A 12,561-nucleotide genomic window follows, 5' to 3' on the forward strand; every position below is an offset into this window, starting at 1 on the left:
TTTCACCCTGTTTTCCTGTTGAGTCGCCACCATGTTCAGTCCTGATGCCAACTACAGCAACTTCATTCCGCTGAGCACGCACGTGGACACCCACGTGATCAAAACCCGCGAGGGCGACTACATGATCACCTGGCTGCTCAGCGGTTTCCCGTTCGTTGGCCGGGAAGACTGGGAGCTGGAGCATCGTCACAAGACCTTCAACGCGCTGCTGCAAAGCCTGCGTGCGCCGGATTTCGAGAATCTCTCGTTCTGGTCGCACGACGTGCGCCGTCGCCGGCCCATCAAGGATGACGCGTCTTTCCGCGCCACATTCAGCCAGCAGCTTCACTCCAAGTATTACGAGCGCCTGTCCACTCAGCGCCTGATGCAAAACGAGTTGTACCTGACCATGATTTATCGCCCCATGGTCAGTGGCAAGAAATTCGCCGGGCTCTCGCGCGATACCGAGGTGCTCAAGCAGCAGGAAAAAACCGCACTCGACAAAATCTACGAACTCGCTGGCAACGTCGAAGCCCTGCTGGTCGACTATTCGCCGTACCGCCTCGGCCTTTACGAGAGCGTGCACGGCCAGCTGTTCTCTGAGAACCTCGAGTTCTACAGCTACCTGCTCAACCATGTGGACGAGCCGGTGCCAGTGCTGCCGTCACCCATTTACGACTACCTGCCGGTCAGCCGTCACATGTTCCAGCCGGGCAGTGGCGACTTCGCCATCCGCACCCCCGATGGCGACAACCATTACGGCGCCATGCTCAACATCAAGGAGTATGCCGACAGCTCTTACCCCGGCATTCTCAATGGCCTGAAGTACCTCGATTTCGAGTACATCGTCACCCACTCGTTCTCGCCCATGAGTCGCTTTGACTCCATGAAAGCGCTGCAGCGAACCAAGGGCGCGATGATCTCCTCGGAAGACAAGGCCGTCAGCCAGATCGTCGAGCTCGACCACGCCATGGACCAGCTGGCCTCGGGCAACTTCGTGCTGGGCCAGTACCACTTCAATCTGGCCATCTTCGCTCCCACGCAAGACGACCTGTACCTGTACGTAGCGCAGGCCCGGGCGCAGCTCTCCGGTGCCAGCTTCGTCACCGTCAAGGAAGACGTGGCCGTGGCTGCGGCTTTCTATGCGCAGTTGCCGGCCAACTGGCGCTTCCGCCCACGCCTGGCCAACCTCAGCTCGCTCAACTTCCTGGGCCTGAGCCCGCTGCACAACTTCGCCACCGGCAAGGCCAACTTCAACCCCTGGGGACCGTCCATCACGGTGCTGCAGTCCCTGAACAACCAGGCCTTCCACTTCAACTTCCACGCGACCAAGCCGCACGAATACTCCATCGGTGAAAAGGCCATTGCCAACACCATGGTGATCGGCAAGTCCGGTACCGGCAAGACTGCGCTGATCAACTTCCTGCTCGCCGAGCTGCAAAAGCTCGACCCGGAGCCCACCGTGTTCTTCTTTGACAAGGACAAAGGCGCCCAGATCTTCATCCAGGCCTGTGGTGGCCGCTACTTCACGCTGGAAAAAGGCAAGCCCACCGGTTTCAACCCGCTGCAGTGCGAAAACACACCTGAGAACGAGCAGTTCATCATCGAGCTGCTGCAAACCCTTTGTGGCAAAGACCGCTACACCGCCACCGAGCAGGAAGACCTCATTCGTGCGGTGCGGGCCATCCTCGACACGCCCATGCACTTGCGCACCATGACCAACCTGCGCAAGAGTCTGCCCAACATGGGCGAGGGCAGCCTGTACGAGGCACTCTCCTTGTGGTGTCAGGGCGGGCCGTCGGGCTGGGTGTTTGACAACCCCGTCGACAACATCGATTTCGGCAACGCCAACATCATCGGCTTCGACTACACCGAGGTCATTGAAGACGACCGCACCCGCGAGCCCATCATCGAATACCTGCTGCATCGCATGGAATCGCTCATCGATGGCCGACCGTTCATCTACGTGATGGACGAATTCTGGAAAGTGCTCGAAGGCAAGGGTGGCCTCAAAGACTTCGCCAAGAACAAGCAGAAAACCATCCGTAAGCAGAACGGCCTGGGCATCTTCGCCACGCAAAGCCCACAGGACGCCATCAACACCGACATCTCGGCAGCGCTCATCGAGCAGACCGCCACCATGATCCTGCTGCCCAACCCGAACGCCGACGAGCGCGACTATCTGGAGGGGCTCAAGCTCACGCGCGCCGAGTACGAGCTCATCGTCAAGCTGGACGAGCGCAGCCGCTGCTTCCTGGTCAAGCAAGGCCACAACGCCGTGCTGTGCCAGCTCAACCTCAACGGCATGGACGACGAACTCGCCGTGCTCTCGGGCTCCAGCGACAACGTCGAAATTCTCAACGAGCTGCTGGCGAGTCACCCCACACCCGAAGACCCGGATTCCTGGTTGCCCGAATTCCATGCGCGCCGCAAAGGCCTCAAGCGCCGCCGCGACATGCACATGGCCAACAACCACGAGTTCTTGCGTCACGCCGAGACGGCCGAAGTCCTGCCGGATGAAGGCTGACCTCACCCGAGTGATTTCCGAGAAACATGCATCAGAGAGGTAGCTTCAACATGTCCATTGCACCGACCGGTTTCCCCGCGCCCAGAAGAGCGTCTGCCTGGCTGGCCACTGCTTTGGTGGCCGTCGCTTCGCTGCTGGCCAGCGGCGGCGCCATGGCTCAGGGCAACAAATGCGATGCGCTGGCGCAGGGCAAAGGGCAGGGCGCTTTTCTCATGCCGCTGCCTTACGAGCAGGACGTCTTCAGTTTCTGCAAGTTCGGCTATCCAGCGCACTGCTGGGCCGCAACCGTTCCCCCAGCCTGGACGCCGGTGTGCTACCCGGTCAACCCTCAGTGGATTCCCTCTTACGAAGCCATTTGCGCCGCAGGTGTACGTGCCGACAAGCCCAACCGCGAATGGGAAGGCCCGGGCTCGCCCCTGCAGTACAAGGGAGACCCGAACAGCGCCAATGGTCTGGCCACTTGCGAGCACTATCAGTGACGCGGCAGCTTGAATTGTCTTTCGTCTGGTTACATCAGATTGGCCGTTGCATCGGATGGCGCTGATTCGGGCGCCTAAACTGCGGGCATGCTGAGACGTCGGCCCAACCTTTCTACACTCACGACATGCGCAAATCTCTCTTCTTTCTTTTGATCCCTATCCTGAGCTTTACCATGGGAACACAAACCGCTTGTTCGACAACCAACCAGCCAACCTTCGCTGTTCACACGGTGAGCGCGGATTTTCGTGGCGACTCGCCCGATCTGGAAGTGCTGGAGTTCCACTACGGCCAGGCGAAGAAAGGCCCAGGTGGTTTGCAACGCTCGGCCGCGCCCGGATCTGGTGGCGTGCCCAGCCCGAGCATTGGCGGTGACTTGCCCTTGCCTGACCAGGTGACGGTCAAATGGCGCGACAAGCGCACCGACAAGGTCTACGAGGAAACCGTGGACATGGCATCCCGCTTGCCTGGTGCGAAAGCGATGAATGAGACAACCGTTTATTTCCTCGTCGACCAGTTTGAGAACAAGCTGTACGTGTATCTGGTCCCTGCCACTGACTACAAAGATCGCAGTGTCGGCAGGCGTCCGGAGGGTACGGTCCCCAATGGGCCGAGCAAGACAGCGCACTTGGATGTCAAGACACTCTACCCAGACAACTCACCTCCCCGTCCACGTGGGAGGTTTTCCAAATCGCTGCTGAAACTGTGGGGTGTTTCACCCGAAGGGCTGATTGTGCCGTGACGAAGGTTTAAGGGCGAATGCCAAAGAGTTAAAGAACAAACAAGGAGGGGCTCATGGTCACGGAAGTAATACATACCCTAACGCCATCAGAAGTTGAGTCGGCGAGGCAGCAGACAAGCGCAATCGGAGCTTCACCTGTGGCTGAGCTTGATGCGAGTAGTGGCGCCCATTTTGTATTCCTGGCCCACTTTGATGGGACGAACAACGACAAGAACAACCTCGCGCTAGCCGACTCTCAGTTCAGCACCAATGTGGGCTTGATCTCCGACTTGGCGGAACCCATTGCCGAGAGTAATCCCAATTTCGGAAGCTACTATCAAGTTGGGGTTGGCGCCAATCCTGGCGAAGGAGGGTGGGCTGCAGGCGTCGATCCCAATGGCAGCATGCGAGGCACAGCGGAACGCGCCTATGACAAGTTCGCCGTCGATGCCTCTGCTTGGTTGCGAGAGCATCCTGACGCCAACCCGGAAGAGGCACTGCAAGTTGTAGCGACTGGTTTCAGCCGAGGCAGTGGTACGGCCGCCTTGTTCAGCCAATTGCTCTACGAACGTGGATTGGCAGACGCCACTTCGGGTGAAGTCCTCGTTCCTCCCGGCCGCTTGGGCTTGTCGGCTGCCATGATCTACGACCCCGTCACCACGGGTCAGCGTGGCAACGATGCGTTTTCCCCGACCTCGCAAAACATCACAGTGGTGCAAGCGCAAAACGAGTACCGCACGCCGTTTCAAGGGGTGGATCACAGTGATCACCCAGGCGTTACCGTGGTGCCTGTCATGGGCAACCATTGCGACATTGGTGGCGGCTATGACCAGGGAATCGCTGCCATGGTGGCGGAGGACTCCCTGGGCTGGCTCAAACGATCAGGTCTGGATCTGGGCGACTTGCCCGCCGACCGTCAGTTCGACGGGCAGGCAGTGGTTCACCATGAACGCGACATGCCGATCTGGGGCTCGCCGGACTATCCCGTGACGCATGAGCCCACAGATGGGCTCGACGCACCCCGGCAGTTGACGGGTGACGCCAGAGAGGCCAGCACGTCGCCATCGGGATGGCGGCAGTTTGAAGGCATGGACGGGACGGTCTATACCAAGTCGTTCACACATCCCAATACAGGTGAGCCACTGGAGGTGACGCTGGTTCAGCAGAACGGTGTCGCCGGATACGTAGAGATGTACACCAGCCGCCTGGACGACCAGGGGAGGGTAGAGGCCACAGAGCACCGAACACTCAAGTCGGCACCCGTGTGGGACATCATGGACGTGGCAGACCAGAGGATGGCACCTCGCGCGCCTGAAGGCAGAAGCCATGCAGCAGCGGGGGAGGAGGCGGCCAGGCAGACGCAACAGGCCGATGAGGCGGCCAATGAACGCGCAGAAGCCGATCCCAACGCCGATGTTGACCTGCCTCCTCACTTGCGGCCGCTGCCCATCACCCCTCAAGGGAGCAGCGCAGACAACGTAGCGCAGGCGCAGGAGCAAGACAGTCATCAGACGGTTGCAGAAGAGGCTCTTGCGCGGTAGCGGAAATCTGTGTGAGCCCGCCGCGGCTGCGGTCACGGCGGGCAAGCTGTATGCCAACGTCCGCGGAACCAAAGGCGTCTTTGCCACGGTCACGAGCAGTGGCCAGAAACCGGACACCTATGCTGTCAGCCTGGTACGCGGCCGGCTGCCCAAGGGCTGGTATCTGACCAAGGCAGATGTTCAGGTCGGCTGTGTGGTTGTCACCGGCGCCAGCCTCGGCAAGAAGCGGCCCTGAATGTCCTTCTACTTCTTCTTCTTCTTTCACGTACTTATCTTCACCGCAAACAAAGGGAGCCGATTCCATGTCCGAACGCCACAGCACCAAGAAGCTTGACCTCAACAGCTCGGCAGTCGATGCCGCTACCACCACCACCATCACCAACCGTCGCCGTTTCTTTGGCCATGTGGTGCTGGCCGGTGCGGCGAGTGCAGTGCTGGCCGCGTGTGGTGGTGGAAGCGATCCGCTGGAACCTACCGGTAGCAGTTCAGACGACAAGTTTGACTTGAAAAGCGCATTCAACCGCCTTAAGGATGGGATGCGAAGTGGAGACGTTGTTGCTCTGGTTGGCGCCGAACCGAACACCACTAGCACGAGTACGACTCACATCTGGACAGACGATGATGGAGAGCGCCTGTTGGTAACTTTTACGCAAGAAGGAGTGGTGAATGGCGCAAAGTACAACTCAAACGACAGTGCCGAACTCGAGTGGGTGGCGGGTAATGTTTAAGGAGCTGGTTGGGGCCTTTATCCTGGCGAGCTTTGTATCGTCGTCAGCACACGCCCAATGGGCCGTGTATGACGAATCTGTGCATCTAGAGGTAGAAAAGGTAAACAACATTTCAGGGATTGGAGATAGAGCAAATCTGGATGGGAGTTTCAAGGCCTACACGGAGAACAGCGACCTCAAGCTCAAGTTGCTAGAGGAGGACTTTTTCGCCCTAGATAAGGGAGGAATTGAATCCGACGACGAACTCAAGAAGTTCATCAAGACCAAGCCCACCTGCGGCGACAAGAAAGCGAACGAACGGCTTTACGAAGCTTGTATTGGGCTGCGGAACATGCGGCTGAACACGCTGCGTCAGGCCAAAGTCACTTTTGACAACGTCAAGGAGCGTCGGTCAGCTTGACCGAGAAGACCGGCGAGCGCACATGCGCGCACCCGGCTGAAACCAGCAGGCGCATGGTTCTGCATTTTTGTCAAAACTGGTCTGTATACTTTGGACCTCATTGTCGAACAGGTGATCCTCGAGTCCATGCACTGAATTCGACAGGCCTCGTTAGATGCGATCGCTTCGCTGCGGAAAGGTGGGAGAGTTGAAGGCTATCGAACTGTTGTTCATTGTCGTGTTGCTGGCTGTTACTGCTTGCACCTCACGGCAGCCGGAGTCAACGCCACTGCCGCTGCGCCCTGGCGTCAAGGCGTTTGACGCCAGCAAGGTAGCCCAACTGAGTGCCGAGCGCCGTGCAGCGCTGGAGCAGGAACTCTTCAGCGAGCTTCAGGTGTGGAACATGGGCAGCCGCCAGTACCCGGACCAAGCCGGCATTGCTGCCCGGGAACAACGCTGGCAGGCCATGGCCGATGAAGGGCTGGAGCTGGCGCACATCACACTCACCGTGCTGGAGCCGCGCACAGGCAAGGCGCACGAACTCACGCCTGCGATCAAGCGTCTGGAGGTGCTGGCAGAGCAGGGCGATGCGGGCGCCATGTGTTTGATTGACCGTTTGGTGAACGTCACGGCCGCTCAGCTCGACTGGAAGCAGTACGAAGCCACGGCCAGGAAGTGGCTGGAGCGTGGCGCGGAGCTGGGGCACCCAGAGTGTTTGATTTCTTTGGGTGGTCGAACACTACGCGGGGTTGGCTACACGAAGGACACAGCTCGCGGCCTGGAGTTGATTTTTCGGGGTCGGAAGGCCGGTTACGCGCACGGAGTTGGCAGTCTTATCCTTTTCTACAAATCAAAGGGCTTCGAGGATGACGCCAACGTGAAGCGACTGTATTGCTGGATGGTGATGGAAGACCGTTTCTACTTCCGAGACCCCATCGATGAAATCGCCCGCATGATGCGAAAGCAGTCAAATAGCCTGTACGAGCACAACAGGGAGACTTTAAGCGAGCTGGCAGCATGGGAGCCCAACTTGCAAGATTGTGTTGATCTAGGGAAGGGCGAGTGAGTATGTCAGAAACACGAAGCAGCTCGTTGCCTGCCAACTTTGATGCGATCAAAGAGGGGTGGGCTGGAGAGGTAGGGGCTTTGCAGTCTGCTTTGAGAGGGGCAACCGCTACCCAACGAGATCTGACGCGAGCAGTTCAAGATGATCCGTCACTCGCCCCCCAAGCCACAGCCGCCGCCCTGGAAGAGCTCAAAGCCGCCAAGGCCTACAACGACTTTCTGGACAAAGACAAGGAATACTGGGCCAAGGGCGACCAGTACGATCAGCAACTCAAGAACGGAGCGGGCTACGACCGTCGTACCGGCACCGTCAGAGAGCTGCCGGGTTACGACCGCTTGGCACTGGAGCACAGCCGGGACAAAAACTGGGCGCTGGCAGGCGAGTTTCAGATGTTCAAGACGGAACATGGTCTCAAGCACGTTCACCTTGCGCCCGTGAACACGCCCACCGAGACGCACCATGTCGACGGCGCTGTTGAGCGGCGCGAGACAGTGCAAGGGCACGTGCATTCGGCCAAAGAATGGGCAAAAGAATTTGCCGGCGATTATGTGGACACAGCTGCGGACATTGTGAAGAACGGCCCGCTGACGCCTGAGCAAAACCGGCTTCTGTGCAAATCCACTGTGGGTGCGGTGCTTGGCCTGGCCGGCGCGAAGATGATGCCGGCACCCGGTGGTGGCCCTGGGGCCACTGTCTTTGACGATGCAGTGGGGAACGCCATCAATGCCAGCGACCCCGCGAGCACGATTTGCGACCCGATCTATCGCGGCCGCCGCAAGGTCGATGTGCATGGTGCTGCAACGGCTGAAGATTCACCTGCTCTGGCCGCTGCCCCGGGGGAGTTCGGCAGCTTCGGCAATCTCGACACCTGGCTCGACCAGACCCTGGCAGCGGCCAGCATGCCAGGGCAGGAGGCTCAGTTTGATCGCCTGATGCAAGCGGCGGCCAACGACCCAGCCGGGCACGCACTGCTGAGCGAGGCGGTGCAGGCCGAAGACCAGCGGGAGATGTCGGCGCACCAGAGGGCGCTCACCCCGGCAGCCGCCGAGCACGGCAACGACTACAGCCATGGCGCTTTGTCTTTGGGCTGATGTGATGGCGGCAGCTCATTCCTGAGCCATCGGTCTGCCGCCGAACCCTCTGGCTAACGAAACAGGCCGCCCCTGGCGAGGCAAGGCAAGGCTCAAAAACGAGCCAAGAACGAGCCAAGAACAAGGCGTTTGACGGCCCGAAAGCGAGTATTTGCGGTCCGGAGCCCCGGATTTGACGGTTTTGCCACAGGGCTTAAGCCTTATGCATGCTGGCCTGGTCGCAGTATGTAACAAATTTGTGTATAGATTTTGGCAATTTTGACAGGGTGGGCGCGGCCTTTGCGTCTAGTCTGTGAGAAAATGCACGAACAACGAAATACTACTGCTTAGGTACCTGTTTTCAGGGCAATGGCCGTGCAGAAAGTAGGTCGTGAGATTTCGGGGTTCGCCCGGTGTGACGAGCATCGTGGCATGTGCTTTGAACCAGTGGGTGAATGCGTACGAAGGCCATGTGGGCGGCGCATCGATTCACCTGGGCGGAGGGTGCATGCCGGTTCGGCAACACAAGGTCCCCGGGTCCGAAAAATTGAAGATTTGACCAATCAACGTCGGGGAGGGCGTGGTCTCAGGCGCGGTGTGTACCGGGCCAAAAATTGCCAACTTTCATTTTTCATCGTCTTCGTCATCGTTGCCGTCACCTCGGTTTGGTTTGGCTTCGGTTGGTTTCGGATGGCCTCGTGTTGTCTTTGTGTTGAGCCTGCGTCCCTTCTTTGTTGTTTGTGCGCCAGCGCTCAGGACTCGGCAGCTCTTCGCAGGTCAAACCAAGCCAAACCAAAACAAACCAAGTTGAACGGCGCACCCGGTAGCGAAGCGAACACCAGCCGGCGAGTGCCGAAAGAGAAGATCCGCCACAGGGCGCTCGACTCCTGGTTGTCTTTATTGCTTGCATTGTTTTTCTCGTTCTTCATCTTTTTCATTCACTGACTTGTCACCGCTCAAAGGAACCGACTCCATGTCCGAACGCAACAGCGCCAAGAAGCTTGACCTCAACAGCTCGGCAGTCGATGCCGTCACCACCACCACCATCGCCAGCCGTCGCCGTTTCTTTGGCCATGTAGTGTTGGCCGGTGCGGCGAGTGCGGTGCTGGCCGCGTGTGGCGGTGGAAGCGATCCGCTGGATGTGACGGATTCGAACGATGGGACGAATGGCTATCGGTTGAAGTACACCTATGACAACTTGCCGGCCGGTGTAGGCGTTCGAAGTGCTGACGTTGAAAAAATGGTTGGGGGCCCGCCCAACGACGTTGACAAAGACTCATCGCAGGTGTGGACGAACTCCGAAGGAAGGCTCTGGGTGTCCTATGGAACGGAAGGTGAGAACAATCGCGAGGCTAAAGGTATCGAGTTCAATCCTACCAATGGGCCTACCGTCTCACGAAGCTTGTTGTGAAACCAGGTGGGGAAGCGGAAATAGGTGGGAACATGAATAAAGCTATGCACTATCTGTTCAGTCTGGCTGGTCTGGTTTATTGTTGCGCACTCGCCAGTTTGTCGTCCCCCGCGCATGCTCAGTGGGCAGTGTACGACCACGAAGCCAACCTAAAGCTCGAGCAAATCAACAATACAAGGGAGCTCGGAGGAGATAAAGCCAACCTTGGAGGAAGCTTCAAGGCCTACACCGAGAACGACGATCTCAAGCTCAAGTTGCTGGACGAAGATTTCTTTGCCCTGGAGAAAGGTGGCTTCGAGTCTGAGGAAGAGCTGAAGAAGTTCATCAAGACCAAACCCACCTGCGGAGACAAGAAAGCGAACGAACAGCTTTACGAAGCTTGTATTGGGCTGCGGAACATGCGGCTGAACACGCTGCGCCAGGCCAAGGTGATCTTCGACAACGTCAAAGAGCGCCGGTCGCAGATCAAGACGCTGATTGAAGACTCGCGTGGCGTAAATGACAGCGCCGGTCAGCTCGCCCGCTACCAGTTCGAACTGCAAGGTCTTCAGGCCTTGATGCAGACCGACGCCATGCAGCTGCAGGTGCTGATGGATGGTTACAAGCAGCGCGAGAAGATGTACGAGACGCAGCAGCAGGAAGCGAGAAACGCGCAGATTGGTGCCGGTGACGATGAGAAAGCGGCAGACGCCAAGGCGCCGGTGTTCAATCCGTTGGGACTGTTCTGAGGTAAGGCGCGCGAGTCAGAGCAAGACCACTACACAGCGTTCCGCAGCCATTAGTTCAGAACAACGATCAGGGAAAGCAAGCGTCAGCATCATGAGCAAGTTGAGGACAAAAGCGAAGACAAGCATCGAATGCAGCCCTGCTGCAGGGGCTGCCGATCGTCTTCGCGCCACAGTGGCCGCATTGATCACAGTGTTGCTGGGGCGGGAGCCTGATGCAGCCAGCCTGGCAGAGAGCACAGGCAAGGAGTTCGCATGGCTCTGACGGTTGATGATCTCGGCATTGACAAGCCGGACTGCGGTGCGCTGGCTGTGGGTGACATGTTGGCGGGTTCGATTCAGAACCTGACCAGCACGTTCATGCCCGCTCGGTACGCGAATGCCTTGTCGGACGCAGCGTTCTATTGCGAGATCCGCAATTACGTCTTGTACGACTCCATGATCGACTTCTGGATGGGAGAAGTGATCGGCCGCATTTCCACCGTGATCATGGTGTTGGCGGTGGTTTTTGTCACGCTCTGGATCGTCTGGGCGGGCATCAAGCTCGTCTCAGGTACCAGCAAAGAGCCTGCAATGATGCTGGTGGCCCAGGGTGTCAAGATTGTCGTTGTCATGACCTTGATCGTCGGTATCAGCAGTGAAACCGACACGGTGATTCATACCGCGTACCAATGGCGAGACGACATCACGGCCATTGTCACGGGTGACGACGCCAACCTGGTGGAGTTGATCGACATGAACATGGCCGTGAGCCAGATTCTCAGTCTGGTCAAAGACAACATGATCCAGGGTGGCTCGGTCGACCGTCAGGGCGGTACGTCTGACTGGCTGGCGATTGCCGGGCAGTCCGGCCCGCCGATCATGACCTCCATTCTGGTCATGATTTCCGAGGTGGCCATTGCGGTGTGCATGATGCTGGCGCCGCTGTTTCTGTTTTTCCTGCTGTTCAAATCCACTTCGCAGATGTTCTGGAGCTGGTTGAAGTTTGTGGCCGGCACGTTTGTGACGATGGCTTTCCTGTGCATCGTGGCCAAGATCGCCCTTGAGGGGACGTTCCGCTACGGCATCCTGGTGGTGCTGTCGTCCGTGCTCAACGCTGCAGCCAGCGTGGCGGGCGGCAACTCGCTGGCCGAGGGCGGGCTGATCATCCTCACCGGCGGCGCTTCGCGTGCGGACGTTGCCGCCGGGATGACGCGCCTCGGCGCCATGGGGGCTTTGTTCTCGGTTCTGATCATCGCGGTGCCGCCTGTGGTGATGCAGTTGTTTGGCTCGGCCATGGGCTATGCGCAGAGTATCTTGTCGGGCATCTACAGCCCGATGGCTGGCATGGCGGCCCGCGGCGGTGCAGGCGGCGCGGCAGGTGCCAACGGCGCGGCAGGCCCAGCAGGTGCGCCCGGCTATAGCGCGGCCCCCCAGTTGGGCATGGCAGGCATGAACGGTGCGCCGGGCGAGAGAGGCTCCGTGAACCTGGCCAGCCAGAACGCGCAATATCTGGCCAACGCCGCCAACAGCAATGTCATGTCCCAGGACGACGCCATCACGCGGCAAGCGAGCCGCTTCGATGCAGATGGCGGCCGGCGGCCTTTCCTTAACCGGCTCACAGAAAACTATGATCCGGATCGAGGAGCAGCAAGACAGCAGTTGATTGATCAAGGGATGCGAGAACAACGCCCGCAGTTGTCGTACTCTGCAACACGCTCCACAGGTGGATACGCCTCAGACAATTTTTCCCGCGTGCAAGCAAGCACGGCGGCCATTGACCAGACCAATAGCGGCACGACGGTGGGAGGCAGTGCGCCTGCAGACCGCGCGCGAACCTTGGGAAATCAACCACCGGTTGAGTCCTTCACCGGTGATAACCGCAGGGCTAAGCCACACGGTTCTTAGGCGTAGTGCTGTACATGTACCGAGCTGCTCACTACCAGAGACCGAACGCG

14 protein-coding genes are annotated in these 12,561 nt (G+C 58.8%); 13 read left to right on the forward strand and 1 reads right to left on the reverse strand.

The window, feature by feature from the left end; translation table 11 throughout:
- Nucleotides 1-31: 31 nt before the first annotated feature.
- From ABWV89_RS03410 to ABWV89_RS03450, 9 genes are all read left to right on the forward strand, one after another.
- Nucleotides 32-2,506 (forward strand): VirB4 family type IV secretion/conjugal transfer ATPase, encoded by a 2,475-nt coding sequence (locus ABWV89_RS03410; protein WP_353394209.1) that lies wholly within the window; start codon nt 32-34, stop codon nt 2,504-2,506.
- Between the two features lie 50 nt (nt 2,507-2,556).
- Nucleotides 2,557-2,985 (forward strand): hypothetical protein, encoded by a 429-nt coding sequence (locus tag ABWV89_RS03415; protein ID WP_353394212.1) that lies wholly within the window; start codon nt 2,557-2,559, stop codon nt 2,983-2,985.
- A gap of 173 nt (nt 2,986-3,158) precedes the next feature.
- Nucleotides 3,159-3,725, forward strand: a complete 567-nt coding sequence (locus ABWV89_RS03420; protein WP_353394214.1) for a hypothetical protein — start codon at nt 3,159-3,161, stop codon at nt 3,723-3,725.
- A gap of 137 nt (nt 3,726-3,862) precedes the next feature.
- Complete coding sequence (locus tag ABWV89_RS03425) at nt 3,863-5,245, forward strand: hypothetical protein (RefSeq protein WP_353394216.1); 1,383 nt, start codon at nt 3,863-3,865, stop codon at nt 5,243-5,245.
- On the forward strand, nt 5,235-5,480 hold the full coding sequence (locus tag ABWV89_RS03430; RefSeq protein ID WP_353394218.1) for a hypothetical protein: 246 nt from the start codon (nt 5,235-5,237) through the stop codon (nt 5,478-5,480). The genes ABWV89_RS03425 and ABWV89_RS03430 overlap by 11 nt, the downstream gene beginning before the upstream one ends.
- Before the next feature lie 67 nt (nt 5,481-5,547).
- Nucleotides 5,548-5,973, forward strand: coding sequence for a hypothetical protein (locus ABWV89_RS03435; RefSeq protein WP_353394220.1), 426 nt, complete (start codon nt 5,548-5,550; stop codon nt 5,971-5,973).
- Entirely contained in the window at nt 5,966-6,373 is a 408-nt protein-coding gene (locus ABWV89_RS03440) for a hypothetical protein (RefSeq protein ID WP_353394222.1), read from the forward strand. Before ABWV89_RS03435 ends, ABWV89_RS03440 begins: the two co-directional genes overlap by 8 nt.
- Before the next feature lie 154 nt (nt 6,374-6,527).
- The gene (locus ABWV89_RS03445; RefSeq protein WP_353394224.1) at nt 6,528-7,418 is read left to right on the forward strand and encodes an SEL1-like repeat protein; all 891 of its coding nucleotides are present in this window, start codon (nt 6,528-6,530) and stop codon (nt 7,416-7,418) included.
- A gap of 2 nt (nt 7,419-7,420) precedes the next feature.
- Nucleotides 7,421-8,509 carry a hypothetical protein gene (locus ABWV89_RS03450; RefSeq protein WP_353394226.1) on the forward strand — a complete coding sequence of 363 codons (1,089 nt, stop codon included), beginning with the start codon at nt 7,421-7,423 and terminating at the stop codon, nt 8,507-8,509.
- Nucleotides 8,510-9,240: 731 nt separating this feature from the next.
- Here the strand turns inward: ABWV89_RS03450 and ABWV89_RS03455 are convergent.
- Nucleotides 9,241-9,426: a hypothetical protein gene (locus ABWV89_RS03455; protein ID WP_353394228.1), complete on the reverse strand. Its 186-nt coding sequence runs from the start codon at nt 9,424-9,426 to the stop codon at nt 9,241-9,243.
- Between the two features lie 35 nt (nt 9,427-9,461).
- On the opposite strand from ABWV89_RS03455, the gene ABWV89_RS03460 reads away from it, so the two are divergent.
- The 4 genes from ABWV89_RS03460 to ABWV89_RS03475 all read left to right on the forward strand — a co-directional run bounded on the left by ABWV89_RS03460 (nt 9,462) and on the right by ABWV89_RS03475 (nt 12,511).
- Nucleotides 9,462-9,899: a hypothetical protein gene (locus ABWV89_RS03460; RefSeq protein ID WP_353394231.1), complete on the forward strand. Its 438-nt coding sequence runs from the start codon at nt 9,462-9,464 to the stop codon at nt 9,897-9,899.
- 32 nt (nt 9,900-9,931) lie between these two features.
- Nucleotides 9,932-10,627 carry a TrbJ/VirB5 family protein gene (locus ABWV89_RS03465; RefSeq protein WP_353394232.1) on the forward strand — a complete coding sequence of 232 codons (696 nt, stop codon included), beginning with the start codon at nt 9,932-9,934 and terminating at the stop codon, nt 10,625-10,627.
- 91 nt (nt 10,628-10,718) lie between these two features.
- Nucleotides 10,719-10,889 (forward strand): hypothetical protein, encoded by a 171-nt coding sequence (locus ABWV89_RS03470; RefSeq protein ID WP_353394234.1) that lies wholly within the window; start codon nt 10,719-10,721, stop codon nt 10,887-10,889.
- Nucleotides 10,880-12,511, forward strand: coding sequence for a type IV secretion system protein (locus ABWV89_RS03475; RefSeq protein ID WP_353394236.1), 1,632 nt, complete (start codon nt 10,880-10,882; stop codon nt 12,509-12,511). Before ABWV89_RS03470 ends, ABWV89_RS03475 begins: the two co-directional genes overlap by 10 nt.
- The last annotated feature ends 50 nt before the right edge of the window (nt 12,512-12,561 follow it).

Origin of the sequence: Hydrogenophaga sp. 5NK40-0174, assembly GCF_040372165.1 — a bacterium.
GTDB lineage: Bacteria > Pseudomonadota > Gammaproteobacteria > Burkholderiales > Burkholderiaceae_C > Hydrogenophaga.